Source organism: uncultured Intestinimonas sp. (genome assembly GCF_944387725.1).
Lineage (GTDB): Bacteria > Bacillota > Clostridia > Oscillospirales > Oscillospiraceae > Intestinimonas.
This window is the reverse complement of sequence record NZ_CALXGA010000034.1, coordinates 1-20,380: the sequence shown is the minus strand read 5'-3', so window position 1 is coordinate 20,380 and position 20,380 is coordinate 1. Positions and strand designations below refer to the sequence as shown.

Below are 20,380 nucleotides of genomic sequence, written 5' to 3'. Positions count from 1 at the left end.
GCCTTCGTTTACCTTGCCGCCATTGCTATTTTGTTGCTTTAGTACAAGCCTCCTGATTTTTCAAACAAGCCCTAAGCCTGCATCGACACGGCCAAGGCGGAGCTGCGGCAGAACGCCCGCCCGGAGCTGAAAGCGTATCTGGACAGTTTGGATGGGTACGGCACCATCTTTGTGGGCTATCCCAACTGGTGGGGAACCATGCCCATGGCCATGTTCACCTTTCTGGAGCACTATGACTGGTCCGGCAAGCGGATCTGTCCCTTCTGCACCAACGAGGGCAGCGGCCTGGGCGACAGCGAGGGGGATTTGAAGCGGGCCTGCTGGGGCGCGACAGTGGAGAAGGGGATCTCCATCCACGGGGCTGAAGCCGCCCAGTCCCAGAGTAAGGTGGAGGCCTGGGTCAGGAAGCTGGTGTAAGAAGGGAGGATGGATGCCCAGGGAGAACGGCCCTGCGGCCCCTGACGACGGAGGAGCACGCCCAAACTGGACCCCGGGAGCTTTGCCGCATTCGGCGGACACGGCGGTAAATCATCCATATAAACCAATGCATTACAATAAGGAGGATATTGTGGAAGCGTATTTTGGAGCAAACACCCCCAAGCTGGGTTTTGGCCTGATGCGGCTGCCCAAGGACAAAAAGGGGAACATTGACCTTGAGCAGGTCAAGGAGATGGTGGACCAGTTCATGGCCGCCGGGCAGACCTACTTCGACACCGCCTATGTCTACGACGACGGCGGATCCGAGCGGGCGGCCAAGGCTGCCCTGGTGGACCGCTATCCCCGGGAGAGCTACACCCTGGCCACCAAGCTGTGCGCCTGGATGGGGGCCCACGATGAAAAGAGCGCTAAGCAGCAGTTTACCACCAGCCTGGAGCGCACCGGCGCGGGGTATTTTGACTACTACCTCCTCCACGCCCTTCAGGCCGGAAATTACAAGACCTATGACAAGTACCACCTCTGGGACTTTGTGCGGGAGCAGAAGGAAAAGGGCCTTATCAAGCACTGGGGCTTCTCCTTCCACGCCACGCCGGAGATCTTGGATGAGGTGCTTACCGCCCACCCAGACTCGGAGTTCGTCCAGCTCCAGCTTAACTATGCCGACTGGGAGAACCCGGCCGTCACCGCCCGGGCCAACTATGAGGTGGCCCGGAAGCACGGCAAGTCCATCGTGGTCATGGAGCCCATCAAGGGCGGCGCCCTGGCCAACCCCATTCCCGCAGTCCAGGACATCTTCCGGGCGGTGGATCCCGACGCCTCCCTTGCCTCCTGGGCCATCCGGTATGCCGCCTCCCTGGACGGCATTATCACCGTCCTCTCCGGGATGTCCAACCTGACGCAGATGGAGGACAACCTCGCCTACATGAAGGATTTCCAGCCCTTGAACGAGACAGAGCGGGCGGCCATTCAGAAGGTCCAGGAGGTCATCAACGGGGTAAAGTCCATCCCCTGCACCGCCTGCCACTACTGCACCGCCGGCTGCCCCAAGCACATCCCCATCCCGGAGATCTTCGCCGCCCGGAACAAGCAGCTCCTCTGGGGCCAGCTGGAAGAGGGGAAGGCGGACTACGCCAAGGCAGTGGAAAACGGCGGAAAGGCCAGCGACTGTATCGCCTGCGGCCAGTGCGTCAGGGCCTGCCCCCAGCAGCTGCCGGTCATCGACCATCTGAAGGACTGCGCATCCCAGTTTGATTGACGCAATTTTGAAAAAGAAAAGGTGATTCTCATGAGCATGACAGAGGCTGCCAAGCAGTATCACGAGAAACTGTTCCCCGGCTATCACTCCCCCTTTCAGGAGACGGACCCGGAGTTTATCGAGCGGTTCGACAACTTCGCCTTTGACGAGGTGGTGAATCAGGATGACCTGGACGGCCGCACCCGAATGATGGCCATTCTGGCCACGCTGCTGGGCTGTCAGGGCATGGACGAGTTCAAGTTCATGCTGCCCGCCGCCCTGAACTTTGGGGTGACGCCGGTGGAGGTCAAGGAGATCGTCTATCAGGCCGCAGCCTATCTGGGCATCGGCCGGGTGCTCCCCTTCCTCCACGCGGTCAATGACATCCTCACAGCCCGGGGTGTGAAGCTGCCCCTGGAGGGGCAGGCCACGACCACCTTGGAGGACCGGCTGGAGGCCGGCGAGCAGGCCCAGGTAGACATCTTCGGCCAGGGGATGCGGGGCTTTTCCAAGTCGGGTCCGGAGGAGAGCCGCCACATCAACAAGTGGCTTTCGGACAACTGCTTTGGGGACTACTACACCCGCAAAGGGCTGGACTACCGGCAGCGGGAGATGATTACCTTCTGCTTTCTCTCCGCCCCAGGGCGGATGTGAGCCCCAGCTTACCTCCCACGCCGCCGCCAATCTGCGGATTGGCAATGACAAGGCGTTCCTCATCAAGGTCCTCTCCCAGTGCCTGCCCTATATCGGCTGCCCCCGCAGTCTGAACGCCCTGCGCTGTGTCAACGAAGCCGCCTCCCAGGAGAACGCATAACGCGGAGAAGGCTGGGACGGCCGGGCAAGCGTGCTTCGCCGTTCCAGTGAAAAAGGAGTTGTTTTCCATGAAAAACGTCATGATTTTAACGGGCGCCGGACAGATCGGCATGGCCGTCGCCCGCCGGATGGGCTATGGCATGAAGATCGTGATTGGAGATAAGAAACCGGAGAATGCTCAGGCCATTTCCCAGATCATGAACCAGGCGGGCTTTGACACCGTGGCCCAGGAGATGGATCTGTCCTCCCGGGCATCCATTCAGGCCCTGATTGCGGAGACTCAGAAGCACGGCCCCATTACCATGCTGGTCAACGCCGCCGGCGTCTCCCCCCAGCCAGGCCCCCATCAAGGCCATCCTGAAGGTAGATCTCTATGGCACTGCCGTTCTGCGGGAGGAGGTGGGCAAGGTCATCGCCCCCGGCGGCGTGGGGGTCACTATCTCCATTCAGTCCGGCCACCGGATGAGCACCCTTACTCCCACAGAGGATGAGCAACTGGCCTGCACCCCCACCGAGGAGCTTTTAAAACTGGATATCCTCCAGCCTGAGCACAGCCGCGACACCCTCCATGTAAAAATCCCCCTTGACAAGCCCTGACGGGGAAGCTATAATAAAGCCGACAACTGAATCCCCTTATCAAGAGTGGCGGAGGGAACGGCCCGATGAAGCCCGGCAACCTGCGGAGGTCCGCAAGGTGCCAAATCCGGCGGCAGAGCTCGAAAGATGAGGATGAATGCTTTCATGCGCTCCGCTGCTGCGGGGCGCTTTTTGTCGGAAAATCGCATCAAGCCGTACGGGGTCCAGCCCCGTCCACCCAAACAGAAAAAGAAAGGAAGCCAATTTATGAGTCACCGAGTCTTTACGTCCGAGTCTGTCACCGAGGGACATCCCGACAAGGTCTGCGACCAGATTTCCGACGCCGTTCTGGACGACATTCTGGCCAGCGATCCCGAAGCCCATGTGGCCTGCGAGACCTTCACCACCACCGGCATGGTGGTGGTCATGGGAGAGATCTCCACCAGCCACTACACAGACATCTCCGCCATCGTCCGGGAGACCGTGAAGGGCATCGGCTACACCGACCCCGCCTACGGTTTTGACTACCGCTCCTGCGCTGTCCTGACCGCCATTGACGAGCAGTCCCCTGACATCGCCATGGGGGTCAACCAGTCCTACGAGGTCCAGCAGGGGGGCGATGACGATCCCCTGGACCTGGTGGGAGCCGGGGACCAGGGCATGATGTTCGGCTATGCCTGTGACGAGACCGAGGAGCTGATGCCCGCCCCCATCTCCCTGGCCCACCGGATCGCCCGCCGCCTGGCCCAGGTCCGCAAGAGCGGGGAGATCCCCTGGCTGCGGCCCGACGGCAAGAGCCAGGTCACCGTGGAGTACGACGAGGAGGGCAGGGTCCTCCGCTGCCCCGCCGTGGTGGTCTCCACTCAGCACGACCCGGACATCGCCCTCAAGGACCTGCGGGAGGCGGTGGTGGAGACCATCATCCGGCCCGTGATCCCCAGCCAATACCTGGACGCCGGGACCAAGATTTACGTCAACCCCACCGGGCGCTTCGTGGTGGGTGGCCCTGTGGGGGACACCGGCCTCACCGGGCGGAAAATTATCGTGGACACCTACGGCGGCTCCGCCGCCCATGGCGGCGGGTGCTTCTCCGGTAAGGACCCCACCAAGGTGGACCGCTCCGCCGCCTACATGGCCCGGTACGCCGCCAAGAATCTGGTCTGCGCCGGCCTGGCCCGCCGCTGCCAGATCGAGATTGCCTACGCCATCGGCGTGGCACACCCGGTTTCGGTGCTGGTAGACACCTTCGGCACCGGGGCTCTGCCCGACGACCGGCTGGCCGAGATTGTCACCCGCCACTTCGACCTGCGCCCCGCCGCCATTATCCGGGACCTGGACCTCCGGCGGCCCATCTACCGGCAGACGGCGGCCTACGGCCACTTTGGCCGGACCGACCTGGATCTCCCCTGGGAGCGGACCGACCGGGCCGAGGAGCTGAAACAGTACCTGTAAGCCCAACCAGCCCATGCGGCACTTTTGGCAGCACTGTGATTTTTCAGCTTCAAGTCTGCGCTTAGGGCTTGTTTGAAACATGTCAACATGCCCAACCGGCGGGGCTTTTGCCCCCTGGACGGCGCAATTTTTCCTTGAAATCCGCCAGGATTCCTGCGAAAAAATTGCTTGCCAGCGGCCCAAAATCCCTCGCTGCTGGACACATCGCCAATTTTCAAACAAGCCCTAGGGCTTGTCTGAGATATCGCAATGTGCCCGGCGTGTCCCAGTCCTGGTCAAGAAAGCCCTTGCTTTTCCGGTCTCGATATGCTATACTGAGAAAAAAGGTCGTGTCGCCTGCCCCGCAACGGATTTTCCAGGGGCAGGTGTTAGATGGAATGGGGTGCAAAAGCCCCGCGCTGCCGGCACTGTGAGCGTGAGACTGTACCGAAGCGGCGAAGCCGATTCGCCGTCTGGACGAAAGTCCGCCACTGTGGGCTTGCCCATGGGAAGGTAGGATACAGGCGCAGGAGAGCCTTCTCTCCCTAACGCGAGTCAGGAGACTTACACGATTTGATATGGCAATGGGGGAGGAGCCTCCATTGTCCTTTGGGAGCACAAAAAAGCGGTTGTGCCGGTGATTTCCGGTGCAGCCGCTTTTGATTTTGCGCGGTGAGGTGAGAGACTTGACGAAAAAGCGCGTGCTTTACCGGCTGCTGCATATCCTCCTGGTGGTGATTGGGGTGAGCTTTCTCAGCTTTCTGCTGATGTACGCGGCCCCCGGCGACCCGGTGCGGGCCATGTACGCCGTCAGCGGCAGCATCCCGCCGGAGGAGGTGTTGGAGCAGACCCGGGAGGAGATGGGCCTCAACGATCCCTTTCTGGTGCAGTATGTCCGCTGGGCGGCGGGCTGCCTCCGGGGGGACTTTGGCACATCCTACTCCCAGGGGCTTGCGGTGTCCGGCCTGCTGCTGGAGCGGGTTTGGCCCACCGTCCAGCTGGCCCTGCTGTCTCTGGTGATGATGGTGGCGCTGGCTGTGCCAATCGGCATGTTCTCGGCCCTCCGGCAGAATACACGCCTGGACTACCTGCTGCGAGGCATCACCTTTGTGGGCATCTCCATGCCAAACTTTTGGGTGGGCCTGCTGCTGCTCTATGTGGTGGCCATGAAGCTTCACTTGCTCCCTGTGGTGTCCACACAGATGAACTTCCAGCGCCTGATCCTTCCCGCCCTCACCCTGGCCCTGGCCATGGCGGGCAAGTACGCCCGGCAGGTGCGGGCCGCCCTTCTGGAGGAGCTGCGGCAGGACTATGTGGCCGGGGCCCGGGCCCGGGGACTGTCCGAGGGGTGTATCCTCTGGCGGCACGTGCTCCCCAATGCGGTGCTCCCCCTCCTCACCATTCTGGGCCTGTCTCTGGGCTCCCTGCTGGGGGGGACTGCCGTGGTGGAGGTCATCTTCTCCTATCCCGCCCTGGGCAGCCTGGCCATCGACGCCATCACCTCTATGGACTACCCCCTCATCCAGGGCTATGTGCTGTGGATTGCCCTCATCTATATGGCGGTGAACCTGGCGGTGGACCTGGCCTATCACCGGCTGGATCCCCGTCTGCGAAAGGAGGGGCCGGCATGAACCGGGCACAAAAGCGGTTCCTGATCTTCAGCCTCCTGACCCTGGCCATCGTCCTGGTGGCTGTCCTGGCCCCTCTCATCGCCACCCACAACCCCCGGGAGGCCGTACTGGCCAACGCCGTCCAGCCCCCCGGCTCCGAACACTGGTTCGGCACCGACCGGATGGGCCGCGACCTGTTCTCCCGGGTGATCTACGGCGCCCGCGCCTCCATTCTCTCCACTTTGATCCTGGTGGCCGGCATTTTGGCCGTGGGGGGAGCGCTGGGCATCGTGGCCGGCTTTGCCGGCGGGCCAGTGGAGGCGGTCATCATGCGCATTGCGGACATGATGGTCTCCTTTCCCGGCATGGCCCTGGCCATCGCCCTGGCTGGTCTGATGGGAGGCAGCCTCACCAGCGCCATCCTGGCCATCATGGCGGTGAGCTGGACCAAATACGCCCGTCTGGCACGCAGCCTGGTGCTGAAGGTAAAGCACCAGGACTATGTGCTGGCCGCCCGCGTCTCCGGCGTTCGGGAATGGGATATCCTCCTGCGCTACATGCTCCCCTCGGCCCTGCCAACCCTGGTCATCACCGCCGCCACCGATGTGGGGGGCATGATGCTGGAGCTGGCCGGGTTTTCCTTCCTAGGCCTGGGGGCCCAGTCCACCTCCATCGAGTGGGGGTATATGCTCAACGAGGGCCGGGCCTATATGGAATCCGCCCCCTGGCTTATGGTGTTCCCCGGCCTGGCCATCTTTTTGACTGTGTCGGTCTTTAACCTGCTGGGGGACAGCCTCCGCGACCTTCTGGACCCCAGGGAGGACGATGGCCTCCCCGGTGCAAAACGGATGAAAAGAGGGAAACAGATGAAAGGAATCAAGAAGATGTCCCTGCGCACTGCAGCCCTGCTGCTGACGGCGGCCCTGGCGGCGGGCCTCCTGTCCGGCTGCGGCAGCCAATCCGCCGGAAGCGGCGCCGGCCCCTCCGGCGGGACAGCGGCCAGCCACCTAAACTTTGGCTGCTACAGCTACTCGGACTCCCTGGACCCTGTGGTCACGGTGAACTCAAGCTGGGCCGCCATGCGCTACGGCATTACGGAATGCCTGTTCCGCTTTGACAGGCAGGTGGCGGCCCAGCCCTGGCTGTGCGACGACTATGAGGCCTCCGATGACTACACCACCTGGACCCTCCACATCCGGGACGGGGTGCAGTTCTCCAACGGAACTCCCGTTACCCCCTCTGCGGTCCAGGCCGCCTTTGAGCGTCTGTACGCCGAGACCGACACCGCACGCGGCGGCGCCGGCAACTCCAACCCGGAGATCTATCTGCCTGAACCCTCCTTTTCCGCCGACGATGAGGCAGGCGTCCTCACCGTCATCTGCCAGAAGCCCACCAGCAACCTGCCCGGCATCCTGGCCTACCCCTATTTCGGCGTCATCGATGTGACGGTGATCGACCGGCAGGTGGTGGGCACCGGCCCCTACCAGGTGGACAGTATGCGGCCCGGCGTGGGTGTGGAGATGTCCAGAAACCCGTACTACTGGAATGGTCCGGCGCCCTACGACACCGTATCCATCGTGTTCATCAAGGACAGCTCCACCAAAGCCATGGCCCTCCAGAGCGGAGACGTGGACCTGGTGGAGAACATCACCACCGCCAGCGACCTCCAGAAGCTGGAGGCCGACCCGGCCTACTACATCTCCACCGCCGCCGGCGTGCGGGTGGGCAGCTCCTATATGAACTTCAACGGTCCCCTGGGCAGTGAGGCCCTGCGGCAGGCCATTCTCATGGCGCTGGACAACGATACCATGTGTGAAGTCACCGTGGCGGGCATGTACACCGCCGGCTTTTCCGTGCTCCCGTCCGCCCTGGCCTACAACTACGACCAGCTCACCAACCCCTACCCCTACGACGTGGAGCGCGCCAAGGCCGTTCTGGACGCGGCAGGCATTGTGGATACTGACGGAGACGGTATCCGGGAGCTGGACGGGGAGAATTTGAACCTGGTCTATCTGGCCTACACCAGCCGCAACCTGAACGATTTTGCCGAGGCGATCTCCCTTCAGCTCCAGGAGATCGGCATCGGCGTCACCCTGACCGTCAGCGACTACGACACCATCACCGCCCTCCAGAACGCCGGGGCGTTCGACCTGGTCACCGCTAACACCACCACGGTGGGCACCGGCGATCCCCAGGACTTCCTGGGCTGCTGGTACTCGGGCAACTCCCAGAGCTACGGCTATTACAGCAGTCCGGAGTACGACGCCTGCTATGAGGCCCTGGAGGTGGCCACAGATCCAGACGAGCGGCTGGCGCTGATCACCCGTATGCAGCAGATTCTCATTGACGATGCCGCCGTCATTGTCCACGGCTACTACAACAGCCGCATGTTCAGCCGGGTGGACGCGGTCACCGGCGCGGAGATCGCCACCATTGATTACTACTGGCTCACCAGCGATATCGCGCCGGCCGCCTGAGGGGCATATTATGCTGGATATCCAACATCTGAGCGTATCTTACGCCGGGGGCGTGTCCGCGCTGTCTGACTTCTCCCTCCACATGGAGCGGGGGGAGGTGGTGGCTCTGGTGGGGGAGAGCGGCAGCGGGAAGACGACCGCTGTACGCACCATCCTGGGCCTGCTGCCCCCCGGCGGAACGGTGGAGGGCGGGACGGTGAACTTTGAAGGGCGCTCCCTGCTGGACCTGAGCCGCCGGGAGTGGGGCCGGCTGCGGGGGAAGGAAATCTCTGTGATCTTCCAGGACTCCGGCGCCATGCTCAACCCCATCCGCACCGTGGGCTCTCAGTTCCGGGAGTACATCCGTGCCCACAGCGCCCTGTCCAGACGGGAAGCGGCGGAGTTGGCCGGGGAGATGCTGGGGCGGATGGGCCTGCCCAATCCTGAGAGCATTTTGGCCTCCTATCCCTTCCAGCTCAGCGGCGGACAGCGCCAGCGGGTGGGCATCGCCATGGCCATGACCTTCCGGCCCAGGCTCCTCCTGGCGGACGAGCCCACCTCCGCCCTGGATGTGACCACCCAGGCCCAGATCGTCCGGCAGCTTCTGGAGCTGCGGGACGCCTGCCGCACCGCCGTACTGCTGGTCACCCACAACCTGGCGGTGGCCGCCTACATGGCCGGCCATATTGTGGTGATGCGCAGCGGGAGGATCACGGACCAGGGGGACCGGGAGCATCTGCTCCGCAGTGAGGAGCCCTATACCCAACAGCTGCTCCGGTCCGTTCCGGATTTGGGAGGTATGTGGGATGTCTGAGTGTATTCTGGAGGGCCGGGGGCTGACCCGGCGCTACCGGAGGCCCGACGGCCGCACCCTGACGGCCTGCCGCCGGGTAGGGCTCCAGCTCTTTCCCGGTGAGACATTGGGCGTCGTCGGGGAAAGCGGCTGCGGCAAGAGCACCCTGGTGCGTATGCTGGCCCAGCTGGAGCGGCCGGACGAGGGGGAGCTGCTCTTTCAGGGAGAAACAATCACCGGACTGAGGGGGGAGGCGCTGCGCCGCCACCGTCCCCACGTTCAGATGATTTTTCAGGACTCCGCCGCAGCCTTTTTCCCCCGTATGCGTGTGTGGGACGCGGTGACTGAGCCTCTGCGCAGCTTTCACCCCCTTTCCCGCGCTCAGAGGCGGGAACAGGCCGCCCGCCTGCTGGAGCGGGTGGAGCTGCCTGTCGATTTCCTGGACCGCTATCCCCATTCCATGAGCGGCGGCCAGCGGCAGCGGTTGGGCATCGCCCGGGCCTTGGCCCTGGAGCCGGAGGTGCTTCTGTGCGACGAGGCCACCTCTGCCCTGGACGTGTCCACCCAGGCCCAGCTGGTGGAACTGCTGGTGTCACTCCAAAAAAAGCAAAATCTGTCCATCCTGTTCGTGTGCCACGACCTGGCCCTAGTGCAGTCCCTGTCCCACCGCATTACTGTCATGTACCTGGGCACTGTGGTGGAGAGCCTCCCCAGCGCCCGCCTGGCGGCGGACGCGGTCCACCCCTATACCCAGGGCCTGCTGGAGGCGGTATTCTCTCTGCATACGCCCCCCGGCAAAGCCATCGCCCCTCTGTCCGGTGAGGCGCCCAGCCCCACCCACCGGCCCCTGGGCTGTCCCTTTCACACCCGCTGTCCCCGCCGTATGGAGCGCTGCTCCGCAGAGGAGCCGCCCACAACGGTTGTCGCACCGGGCCACACCGTGGCCTGTCACCTTTATTAAGACTTGTCACACATTGCGCCGGACCGGCGGAGGAGGAGGTCAAAAGCAGTCATGAAGCTGGGAACATTAGAAATCCGTCCGGGGGAAAAGCAATCAGGCGTACTGCGGGTGGAGGGCTGCGGCCACGAGCTCCCCCTTACCGTCATCCGCGGCGGGGAGGGGGAGACGGTTCTGGTCACCGCGGGGATTCACAGCGCGGAGTATGTGGGGATTCAGGCGGGGATCGAGCTGGCCCGGGAGCTTGCGCCGGAGCAGCTCCGGGGGACGGTGATTCTGGCTCCCCTGGTCAATGTCAGCGGCTTTGCTCACCGGACCATGAGCACGGTCTACGAGGACCAGAAAAACCTGAACCGGGAGTTCCCAGGCACGCCCAGCGGCACCCCGGCGGAGCAAATCTGTCACGCCATTGTGACGGAGCTCCTGTCCAGGGCGGACGTTTACATCGACCTCCACTCCGGCGACGGCTACGAGGCCCTGCACCCCTACGCCTACTATGTGGGCCCGGTGGAAAAAAGCGTGCGGGAGCGGGCCTTTCAAATAGCCCGCCGGGTGGAGGCGGAGTATCTGGTGGAGTCCCCCCTCACCACAGGCGGGGCCTACAACCACGCCAGCGGTATGGGGATTCCCTCTGTCCTCATCGAGCGGGGCGGGGGCGGTCTCTGGAGCCGGGCGGAGGTGGAGGCGGACAAGAGGGATGTCAGACGCATCCTCGCCTATCTGGGGGTCCTGGAGGCTCCGCCGGAGGCGGGGGAGCCGGTCCGGGACCAGCTGGTGCTGCGGGAGGCGGTCTATGAGACTGCTCCAGAGACAGGCTGCTGGTATCCGGCCCTGCGGCCGGGGGACCGCTTTGCCAGGGGAACTGTCCTGGGGGAGGTTCGGGACTGCTTTGGGGAGCGGCTCCACACCTGCGTGGCCAGGGCGGACGGGGTGGTCCTCTACCAGACGGCCAGCCTGCCGGTGCTGAAGGACGGACCCATGGTGGCCTACGGCGTGCTGCCTTGAGCAGGCGGGGCCTGATCTTGATTGTTCGGGACAATATGCCCAGCCGGCGGAGCTTTTGCACCCTTGAACCGCGCAATTTTGCCGGAAAAGCGCACGGTGCGGCGGTCATCTATTTTTTTCCTTGCCTTTTCCGGGGGAAGCGCGTATAATAGTTCTAAGGGCGAGAGATCGTCCCCGGAACCAACGACAAGTTGATTAGCCAGGGGAGCTGCCGCGCGGCTGAGAGTAGGGCGAAAGGCCCTAGACCCTTTGAACCTGTTTGGTAATGCCAACGTAGGAAGGCCGTTTCCGAAGGGAATCTGTATCGTAATCGGAGCATCCGTATGGCGTGGGCTTGGCGGGTGTTCCGATTTTTATTTTGGGGAGGGGCGGGAAACCGGACCCAAAGGGCCGCCCGCCGGCCCTCCCGGTATGGAGGTTTTTCTCATGAAAGCAAGCATCGCCATCCAAATCGAGCCCAACCAGCAGAGCGACCGCGAGGCCGTCCGCATTGTGGACGAGGTTATCGACTATATCCGCTCCACCGGCCTGCACTACTATGTGGGGCCCAGTGAGACGTCCGTCGAGGGGGACGACCTGCACCAGCTCATCGACATTCTGGAGCACTGCATGGATGTGGCGGCCAAGGCCGGCAGTGAAAAGGTCTCCGCCTACGTCAAGCTGGTCTACAAGCCCCACGGCGCCGTGCTGACCATTGATGAAAAGGTCACCAAGCATCACCAGTAAGCTGCCGCCTCTGCTGGCTCTGGCGGCGGTGCTGGCCGTCTGGCTGATTGCCAGCGAGGGGGGGCTGGTGCCCGAGTTCATGCTCCCGTCCCCGGCCCAGGTGGGCGCGGCTCTGGTGAGCGAGTTTCCCACCCTCCTGGATAACGCCGCCGTCACCCTCCAGGAGGCCGCCCTGGGCCTGGGCATCGGCATCGCCGTGGCCCTGGTTCTGGCCACCCTGATGCACCGGGTCCGGGCCCTCTACCGGGCCTGTTATCCCCTGCTGGTGGTGACCCAGACCATCCCCACCGTGGCCATCGCGCCTCTGCTGGTGCTGTGGATGGGCTTCGGCATGGCCCCCAAGGTGACCCTGGTGGCCCTGACCACCTTCTTTCCCATTGCGGTGAGTCTGCTGGAGGGCTATGCCAGCACCGACAAGGCCGCCGCCGATTTGCTGCGCTCCATGGGGGCCAGCCGGTGGCAGATCTTCCGCCACCTGGAGTTTCCCACCGCCCTGAGCTACTTCTTTTCCGGCCTGCGGGTTTCGGTGTCCTACGCCGTGGTGGGGGCGGTGATCTCCGAATGGCTGGGGGGCTTCGAGGGCCTGGGGGTCTACATGACCCGGGTGCGGAAGGCCTACGCCTTTGACCGGATGTTCGCCGTCATCCTCTTCATTGTGGCGGTGAGCCTGCTGCTCATGGCCCTGGTGACCTTGCTGCGGCGGCTGGCCATGCCCTGGGAGGCCTATGAAAAAATTGAGAGGAACGATTAGACCATGACATACAGAAAGAAAATGGGGGCGGCGGTGCTGGCCGCGTCTCTGGCCCTGAGCCTGGCCGCCTGCGGCGGGCAGGCCCAGCAGCCGGCGGGGGAGGACCTGACGCCGGTGACCATCTGCCTGGACTGGACCCCCAACACCAATCACACCGGCCTCTATGTGGCCCAGTCCCTGGGCTATTTTGAGGAGGCCGGGCTGGAGGTCTCCATCGTCCAGCCCCCGGAGGACGGGGCCACCGCCATCTGCGCCGCCGGCCAGGTGGAGTTTGCCGTGACGGTGCAGGACAACCTGGCCGCCGCCTTCGCCCGGGAGGACCCTCTGGGGGTTACGGCTGTGGCCGCCCTGCTCCAGCACAACACCTCCGGCATCATCTCCCGGGCGGGGGAGGGGATGGACCGTCCCAAGGGTCTGGAGGGCCAGCGCTATTCCACCTATAACGGGGAGATCGAGCTGGCCATCATGAAGCAGGTGGTGGAGGCCGACGGCGGGGACTTCTCCAAGGTGGAGCTCATCCCCTACACCCTGGAGGACGAGGCCGGGGCCCTGCGGGAGGGCCTCACCGATGCCATCTGGATCTACTACGGTTGGGGCGGCATCTCGGCCCGGCTCTCCGGCCTGGATTTTGACTACTTCTATTTTAAGGACATCGACCCGGTCTTCGACTACTACACCCCCATCATCATCGCCAACAACGACTTCCTGGCGGAGGACCCGGACACGGCCCGGGCCTTCCTGTCCGCTGTGGCCCAGGGCTATGAGTATGCCATTGAGAACCCCGAGGAGGCCGCCCAGATGCTCATTGATGGGGACACCACCGGCTCCCTCTCCGCCAGCGAGGAGCTCATTGTGGAGAGCCAGAAATGGATGGCGGACCAGTACAAGGCGGAGGCGGCGCGGTGGGGCTACATCGACCCGGCGCGTTGGAACGCCTTCTACAACTGGCTCAACGAGAATGACCTGGTGGCCGTGGAGATCCCGGAGAATACAGGCTTCTCCAACGACTACCTGCCAGAATGAGCGGAGAGGAGTCTGCCTCCGCCCTCCGGGCGGAGGGCGTCACTAAGGCCTATGACGGGCGGGTCATCATTCAGGATATCTCCATCCATCTGGAGACTGGGGAGCTGGTCTGCCTTCTGGGGGTCAGCGGGGCGGGGAAGACCACCCTGTTCCATACCCTATCCGGCCTGGAGCGGCCGGAGGCGGGCCGGGTCCTCCTACAGGGCGAGGACATCACCGGCCGGCCGGGGAAGATCAGTTATATGCTCCAGCGGGACCTGCTGCTCCCCCACAAGAAGATTCCAGACAACGTGGCCCTCCCCTTGGTCATCCGGGGGGAGAAGCCCAGGGCCGCCCGGGAAAAGGCCCTGGGCTACTTCGCCCAGTTCGGTCTGGAGGGGACCCAGGACAAGTACCCCGCCCAGCTCTCCGGAGGGATGCGCCAGCGGGCGGCACTGCTCCGCACCTTTCTGGGATCCCAGGGGGTGGTGCTTTTGGACGAGCCCTTCTCGGCCCTGGACGCCCTGACCAAGCGGGAGATTCACCGCTGGTACATGGGCATGATGGACCAACTCCAGCTCACCACCCTCTTCATCACCCACGACATCGACGAGGCCATCCTGCTCTCCGACCGCATCTACATCCTCTCGGGCCAGCCGGGGCGGATCAGCGCCGGGCTGACCATCCAGCCTCCCCGGCCCCGGGATCTGGAATTTTCCCTGTGCGGGGAGTTTCTGGCGTATAAAAAGCAGATTCTGTCTCTGCTGGAGCGGCAGGGATAAAGGACCCGCAAAAAAACAAAGGAGCCCCCCGCCCAAGCGCTGGCTGCGCGGGGCGGGAGGCTCCTTTTGTGCGCCGGGCGGGCGCCCTGTACAGCGGCGGAGCTTTGGGAAGGCGGCGGAGGGGTCACCATTCGGTGAGGCACAGGTTCAGGTCCACCCGGCCCGGAATGCCGTCCACCGACCCATTGCTGGTGTACTGCCACATCTGGTAATAGTAGGGATAGGAAGTGGGGGCCCAGTCCTCGGTGTAGTGGGCCAGCCAGAAGGGGTAGTCCAGGAGCTGGGAGAGGTAGAAATCGGTGCCCACGTCGTTGGTGTTGCAGTAGACCATGGCGGTGTAGCCCGCGTCCCGGATGATGCCGCAGAAGACCTGGGCGCAGGCGGTGATGGTCTCCCCGGGGGTATCTTTGGTCCGGGAGGAGGAGGTCTTCATCCGCTCCCAGTCGAAGACCACGGGGTAGGTGATGTCGTAGCCCTGAATCCACTCCAGCACCTGCCGGGCCTCCTCCGCAGCCTCCTGGGTGGTGACGGCCTGGGAGTAGAAGTAGACGCCCACCTCCAGCCCGGCTTCCAGGGCCCCGGTGATGTTGGCGGTGAAATAGTTGTCCTGGTAGATGCTCCCGGCGGTGTATCCCCGGTAGCCCACCCGGATCATGGCGAACTCCACCCCGGCGGCGGCCACCCGCTGCCAGTCAATCTCTCCCTGGTGGGAGGAGACGTCCACCCCCACATAGCTGGGAGTGCCGCCCTGGTAGATCAAAAAGCCGTTCTCCACCACAAAGAGGCTGCTGTCGTAGGAATGGAGCGGGAGGGCCTCCGGGGCCTCCGGGGGCAGGGGGGCCTCCACCTCTCCACCGGGGGGTTCCGTCCCGGAGGAAGGGATTTCCTCCAAAGGAGCGGAGGGAGTCTCCTGGGCGGGACCGCCGCCAGGAGAGACGTTGTTCTCCGGCGTCTCCGACGCTTCCGGCGGCGTTTCGGCGGAGGTCTCCGGTCCGGCTGCGCCGGGGAGCTCCTCTGTGGGGAGAGGGCTCTCCGAAGGGGCTTCTGCCTCCGGCGTCTCGGACGCGGGCGCCTCCGTCTCCGGGAGGAGGGCGCCGGCATCCTCAGGCTCCTCCTGGGGGGCCTGCTGGAGGTAGCGGGTCAGAAGGGCGGCTGTCTCGGCCCGGGTGGTCTGGGTGGAGGGGTCGAAGAGATTGCCGGGCCGCCCGGTGACCAGGCCGCCGGAGGCGGCCCAGTGGACGGCCTGGACCGCCCAGGCGGAGAGCGCCCCCTCGTCGGTGAAGGGCGTGGAGACGCCGGCCTGGGGACTGCCGGCATAGCGCCACAGGACGGTGACCAGCTGCTCCCGGGTCACCGGGTCGTTGGGGCCAAAGGTCTGGGGGTCATAGCCGTTGATGTAAGCGCCCTGCTGGGCCCAGAGGACGGCGCTGGCATACCAGGCGTCCTCTTGGGCGTCGGAAAAGGGGGCGCTTCCGGACACCGCCGGACTGCCGGCCATGCGGTAGAGGACGGTGGCCAGCATGGCCCGGCTCATGGGGAGCTCCGGGGAGAAGAGGGTCTCGGTGGTTCCGCTCATAAGGCCCTGCCCCTGGACGTAGGCCACGGAGCCGGCATACCAGGCGCTGGGGGAGACGTCGGAAAAGGCGGTCTCTGCCGCCGGAGCCGCCCCAGCGGGGACGTTCAGGACAAAGAGGGACAGAGCGGTTAAGAGGGCGGGAAGGCGTTTGGAAAACATAGGGACTCCTTTCTCGGGGCAGCACCGTTCAAAGCCGCCAGACGCTCTTTGCGCGGGATTGTCTTAGGGCTTGTTTGAGAGGATGCGGCCGGTGAAACGGCAAAATACGACATGAATAAACATATCACCTTGGGGAGGGGGTCCGTCAAGCCCCGGGAGCCGGATAAAGATGAATTTTTTGTGAACAATCTCTAACTTGCAGAGTACTGGGGCGTTCTGCGGGGACCTCCACCGGACGACTGACAATTTGACTTCGTTTTTGAAAAGGGGGTTGAGTGTGGCGGAAATTTCCGTTATAATCAAAGACAGCCTGCGGGAATATGAATTCCGCCTATGCAATGCGCACTGAACAAAGCCGCAAGCCTTGAAAACGGAGGCTTTCAAGGCTTGCGGCTTTGTTCAGGTGCAGGGGGCTTGGGCGGAAAAGGCCCAAAACCCCTGCACTCCTGCGGCGGCATCTCCATGCCGCCGCAGGAGGACGCATTGCAGCAATGGCTGAATGTTTCCCAAAACCGCCGCTTTCGGCGGTTTTGGGAAATATTGCGCGGCTGCGCCGCGCGAAGAAACCCCTTTGCGGTTTCTTCAGCAGACATGGTGTAGATGGAAAGAATGTCCTGACCATCAAAAAACTGACACAGTAGGAGAAGAACAAACGTTATGATCGCATTTCAAGACCCGGAGATCGGAGACCGGAGCTGGGTGGAGGAGCGGTTCCGCATATCTGGAAACCAGGGCTGTGAGTACAGCTTCGCCACCCTTTTTCTGTGGAGCGGGACCTACCGGCAGCAGGTGGCCCGCATGGACGGCTATGTACTGGAGCGCCTGCAGGGGAGCATCGGGCCGGTATATCTCTTCCCCGCAGGCAGCGGCCCCCTGGAGCCGGTGCTGGCGGCCCTGGAGAAGGACGCCGGGGACCGGGGAGAGGTCTGCCGCTTTGTCTGCCTGACGCGGGATCAGGTCCAGGAGCTGGAGGCCCTCCGCCCGGGCGTTTACCAGTTTACGGAGGACCGGGACGGCTTCGACTACCTCTACGAGATCAACCGTCTGGCCGACCTGGGCGGAAAAAAACTCCACGCCAAGCGCAACCACATCAACCGGTTCCTGGAGCGGTACCCGGACTGGCAGGTGGAGGAGATTACCATGGACAATCTGGCCGAGTGCGCCGAGATGGACCTGGAGTGGAATCACCGCTACCGAAGCCTGGATACCGCAGACGAGGAGGAGGAGGCCCGCACTCGGATGGACGAGCGCCACGCCATGTCCAAGGCCTTTGCCCGCTACGAGGCCCTGGGCCTGGCCGGGATACTGCTCCGGGTGGAGGGGCGGGTGATCGCCTTCACCATGGGCAGTTCCATCGGAGCGGACACCTTTGACATCCATTTTGAAAAGGCATACAGCGACATTCAGGGGGCCTATCCCATGATTAACCGGGAATTTGCCCGCTGGATTCGGGACCACTTTCCACAGGTCCGCTGGCTGAACCGGGAGAACGACATGGGCATGGAGGGCCTTCGGAAGGCCAAGGAGTCCTACTACCCAGACCGGATGGTGGAGAAATTTTCCGCAGTGCCCCGGTAGAAACGCCTTGAGCCGCGTTGCCGCTGCCCCTTCTGCGGCGGCATGGAGTGGAGGATTCGGACCTTGGACCACCGGGAGCCGCCGTGCTTTCACCCCTGGCCGCTTCTGGAAATGGCGCGGCGCTTTGAGAAGGGGGAAGGGGGCCGTCCGGCGCTGAAGCGGCCCCAAAAGGTGAGACAATATTTTAAGGCAGCACCCCACGAAGCCGCCAGGTGCGCTTTGTGCGGCGCTGCCATAAACATGAGAAGGCGTGTGATTCTGCCGGTCCGGGCGGAACCGGCAGAGAGGCCTCAATACGCGGCAGGTATGGAAGAGCATTGAAAATCGGTATTTGCCATGGCCGAGGATCTGGTCTATAATCTGGATGAAAAATTGATCTGCAGGGCCTCCGCAAGGGGTGCGGGGAAGGAGCAAACAAACAATGATCTACGAGAGCTTTCAGGATTTGAAGCTGTCCGCGCTGGGCATGGGCTGTATGCGCCTGCCAGTGCTGAACGGGGACGACGCCAAGGTGGACGAAAAGGCCGCCGCTGAGATGGTGGCCTGCGCCATGGAAAGCGGCGTCAACTACTATGATACCGCCTGGGGCTACCACGGCGGCCACTCCGAGACCGTCCTGGGCCGGGCCCTGGCGGCCTATCCCCGGGAGCGGTTCTACCTGGCGGACAAGTTCCCCGGCTACGACCTGTCCAATATGGGGAAGGTCCGGGAAATCTTCGAGGAACAGCTCAAAAAGTGCGGCGTGGAGTATTTTGACTTCTACCTCTTCCACAACGTCTGCGAGATGAACATCGACGCCTACCTGGACCCCCAATACGGCATCCTGGACTTCCTGCTGGAGCAGAAGAAGAACGGCCGCATCCGGCACCTGGGCTTCTCCTGCCATGGGGCCATGCCGGTGCTCAAGCGGTTCCTGGAGGCCTACGGCAAGCACATGGAGTTCTGCCAGCTCCAGATCAACTACATCGACTGGATCTTCCAGGACGGGAAGGAGAAGGTGGAGCTGCTGGGACAGTACCACATCCCTGTGTGGGTGATGGAGCCCCTGCGGGGCGGCCGGCTGGCCCGGCTCACCGAGGCGGAGGCGGCTCCGCTGAAGGCCATGCGCCCCGATGAGGCCATCCCCGCCTGGGCCTTCCGCTTCCTACAGAGCATCCCGGGCGTCACCATGGTCCTCTCCGGCATGTCCGACCTGGAGCAGATGAAGGAAAACATCGCCACCTTCCAGACCGAACGGCCCTTGAGCCGGCAGGAGATGGAGGGCCTGCTGGAGGTGGCCAAGGGCATGGTGAGCAAAACCGCCCTGCCCTGTACCGCCTGCCATTACTGCGTCAGCCACTGCCCCAAGGGGATGGACATCCCGGAGCTGCTGGCCCTCTACAATGAGCACAGCTTCACCGGCGGCGGCTTCCTGGCCCCCATGGCCCTTGCCGCCATCCCCCAGGATAAGCAGCCCAGCGCCTGTATCGGCTGCCGGAGCTGCGAGAAGGTCTGCCCCCAGCAGATCAAGATTTCCGAGGCCATGGCCGACTTTACATCCAAGCTGGGCGCCTAACCAGCCCCTTCAGGCGATGAATCCCAACAAAATACCACTTTAATGTGGAGTTCCGGAACAGGGACGCCGGACTTGCCGATGACCTGGGCGGGATTGGAACCTGAGCACAGAAGAGATTAGGGCTTGTTTGAAAATTGGCGATGTGTCCGGCAGCGAGGGATTTTGGGCCGCTGGCAAGCAATTTTTCACAGGAATCCTGGCGGATTTCAAGGAAAAATTGCGCCGTCCAGGGGGCAAAAGACCCGCCGGTTGGGCATGTTGACATGTTTCAAACAAGCCCTAGGCTCCTCACCGGTGCAGGGTAGGAGCGGCCCCTTTGTGCCAGAGGATCGGCATGGGCATACTTAGATGGGCGGGCTCCCCATAGTCTGCGGCGGAGGCACTTGCTTTTTAGAGGGCGCATACGCTATAATAATGCCTGCTGAATCAACCGCAAAGCGTCCTCCTGCGGGAGCCGCCTGAGCCGCCGCGTCCGCCGCAGGTCAGGACGGCCGGCGGCAAGGGCTCCGGGAGGCTCCGGCGGAGAAAACAGAAAGAGGAGCGGTACCGTGTTCAAAGTGATCCAAACAGAGGGCCACGCCAGGCGGGGCGTCTTCACCTGCGCCCACGGCGGTGAGGTCCAGACCCCCGTATTTATGAATGTAGGCACCCAGGGGGCCATTAAGGGGGCGGTCTCCGCCCACGACCTCAAGGAGATCGGCTGCCAGATTGAGCTCTCCAACACCTACCACATTCACCTCCGGCCCGGGGACGATGTGGTGCGGCAGATGGGGGGGCTCCACCGGTTCATGGACTGGGACGGCCCCATCCTTACCGACTCCGGCGGGTTCCAGGTCTTCTCCCTCTCCGGCCTGCGGAAGATCACCGAGGAGGGGGTCACCTTCGCCTCCCACATCGACGGGCGGCGCATTTTTATGGGGCCGGAGGAGTCCATGCG

The 20,380-nt window shown here is 63.4% G+C and carries 17 protein-coding genes, 2 pseudogenes and 3 riboswitches; of the genes and pseudogenes, 18 read left to right on the top strand and 1 reads right to left on the bottom strand.

Annotated features, from left to right (window positions below; genetic code table 11):
• Positions 1 to 81: 81 nt before the first annotated feature.
• The 14 genes and pseudogenes from Q0K09_RS06490 to Q0K09_RS06420 all read left to right on the top strand — a co-directional run bounded on the left by Q0K09_RS06490 (position 82) and on the right by Q0K09_RS06420 (position 14,575).
• Entirely contained in the window at positions 82 to 417 is a 336-nt protein-coding gene (locus Q0K09_RS06490) for a flavodoxin (protein ID WP_365931661.1), read from the top strand.
• A 151-nt stretch (positions 418 to 568) separates the two neighbouring features.
• Complete coding sequence (locus Q0K09_RS06485; protein WP_294474443.1) at positions 569 to 1,693, top strand: aldo/keto reductase; 1,125 nt, start codon at positions 569 to 571, stop codon at positions 1,691 to 1,693.
• 30 nt (positions 1,694 to 1,723) lie between these two features.
• Positions 1,724 to 2,486, top strand: a pseudogene (locus tag Q0K09_RS06480) (carboxymuconolactone decarboxylase family protein).
• Between the two features lie 67 nt (positions 2,487 to 2,553).
• Positions 2,554 to 3,055: pseudogene (locus Q0K09_RS06475) on the top strand (SDR family NAD(P)-dependent oxidoreductase); the annotation flags it as partial.
• Between the two features lie 60 nt (positions 3,056 to 3,115).
• Positions 3,116 to 3,215, top strand: a riboswitch (SAM riboswitch).
• 113 nt (positions 3,216 to 3,328) lie between these two features.
• Complete coding sequence (gene metK / locus Q0K09_RS06470) at positions 3,329 to 4,513, top strand: methionine adenosyltransferase (RefSeq protein ID WP_294474440.1); 1,185 nt, start codon at positions 3,329 to 3,331, stop codon at positions 4,511 to 4,513.
• Positions 4,514 to 4,825: 312 nt separating this feature from the next.
• A riboswitch (cobalamin riboswitch) is annotated at positions 4,826 to 5,079 on the top strand.
• 99 nt (positions 5,080 to 5,178) lie between these two features.
• A complete protein-coding gene (nikB, locus tag Q0K09_RS06465) occupies positions 5,179 to 6,123 on the top strand; it encodes a nickel ABC transporter permease (RefSeq protein ID WP_294474439.1) in 945 nt (314 codons plus the stop codon).
• Positions 6,120 to 8,579, top strand: a complete 2,460-nt coding sequence (gene nikC, locus Q0K09_RS10765; RefSeq protein WP_365931657.1) for a nickel transporter permease — start codon at positions 6,120 to 6,122, stop codon at positions 8,577 to 8,579. The genes nikB and nikC overlap by 4 nt, the downstream gene beginning before the upstream one ends.
• A 10-nt stretch (positions 8,580 to 8,589) precedes the next feature.
• Entirely contained in the window at positions 8,590 to 9,372 is a 783-nt protein-coding gene (locus Q0K09_RS06450) for an ABC transporter ATP-binding protein (RefSeq protein WP_294474436.1), read from the top strand.
• A complete protein-coding gene (locus Q0K09_RS06445; protein ID WP_294474434.1) occupies positions 9,365 to 10,312 on the top strand; it encodes an ABC transporter ATP-binding protein in 948 nt (315 codons plus the stop codon). The genes Q0K09_RS06450 and Q0K09_RS06445 overlap by 8 nt, the downstream gene beginning before the upstream one ends.
• A gap of 51 nt (positions 10,313 to 10,363) precedes the next feature.
• Positions 10,364 to 11,314: a succinylglutamate desuccinylase/aspartoacylase family protein gene (locus Q0K09_RS06440; protein WP_294474432.1), complete on the top strand. Its 951-nt coding sequence runs from the start codon at positions 10,364 to 10,366 to the stop codon at positions 11,312 to 11,314.
• 191 nt (positions 11,315 to 11,505) lie between these two features.
• Positions 11,506 to 11,611, top strand: a riboswitch (TPP riboswitch).
• Positions 11,612 to 11,740: 129 nt separating this feature from the next.
• The gene (locus tag Q0K09_RS06435; protein WP_294474429.1) at positions 11,741 to 12,040 is read left to right on the top strand and encodes a thiamine-binding protein; all 300 of its coding nucleotides are present in this window, start codon (positions 11,741 to 11,743) and stop codon (positions 12,038 to 12,040) included.
• Positions 12,009 to 12,791, top strand: a complete 783-nt coding sequence (locus tag Q0K09_RS06430) for an ABC transporter permease (RefSeq protein WP_294474427.1) — start codon at positions 12,009 to 12,011, stop codon at positions 12,789 to 12,791. Before Q0K09_RS06435 ends, Q0K09_RS06430 begins: the two co-directional genes overlap by 32 nt.
• A 3-nt stretch (positions 12,792 to 12,794) precedes the next feature.
• Positions 12,795 to 13,814, top strand: coding sequence for an ABC transporter substrate-binding protein (locus tag Q0K09_RS06425; protein ID WP_294474425.1), 1,020 nt, complete (start codon positions 12,795 to 12,797; stop codon positions 13,812 to 13,814).
• Positions 13,811 to 14,575: an ABC transporter ATP-binding protein gene (locus tag Q0K09_RS06420; protein ID WP_294474423.1), complete on the top strand. Its 765-nt coding sequence runs from the start codon at positions 13,811 to 13,813 to the stop codon at positions 14,573 to 14,575. Before Q0K09_RS06425 ends, Q0K09_RS06420 begins: the two co-directional genes overlap by 4 nt.
• A gap of 124 nt (positions 14,576 to 14,699) precedes the next feature.
• Here Q0K09_RS06420 and Q0K09_RS06415 read toward each other — a convergent pair whose 3' ends face one another.
• Entirely contained in the window at positions 14,700 to 16,310 is a 1,611-nt protein-coding gene (locus tag Q0K09_RS06415; protein ID WP_294474421.1) for a GH25 family lysozyme, read from the bottom strand.
• A gap of 491 nt (positions 16,311 to 16,801) precedes the next feature.
• Between Q0K09_RS06415 and Q0K09_RS06410 the strand changes: the two genes are divergently transcribed.
• The 4 genes from Q0K09_RS06410 to Q0K09_RS06395 all read left to right on the top strand — a co-directional run.
• Complete coding sequence (locus Q0K09_RS06410; RefSeq protein ID WP_294474419.1) at positions 16,802 to 16,951, top strand: hypothetical protein; 150 nt, start codon at positions 16,802 to 16,804, stop codon at positions 16,949 to 16,951.
• A 16-nt stretch (positions 16,952 to 16,967) separates the two neighbouring features.
• Positions 16,968 to 17,888, top strand: a complete 921-nt coding sequence (locus Q0K09_RS06405) for a phosphatidylglycerol lysyltransferase domain-containing protein (protein WP_294474418.1) — start codon at positions 16,968 to 16,970, stop codon at positions 17,886 to 17,888.
• 421 nt (positions 17,889 to 18,309) lie between these two features.
• Complete coding sequence (locus tag Q0K09_RS06400) at positions 18,310 to 19,443, top strand: aldo/keto reductase (RefSeq protein ID WP_294474416.1); 1,134 nt, start codon at positions 18,310 to 18,312, stop codon at positions 19,441 to 19,443.
• 548 nt (positions 19,444 to 19,991) lie between these two features.
• A partial coding sequence (locus Q0K09_RS06395) for a tRNA guanosine(34) transglycosylase Tgt (protein ID WP_294474414.1) occupies positions 19,992 to 20,380 on the top strand: 389 nt, incomplete at its 3' end.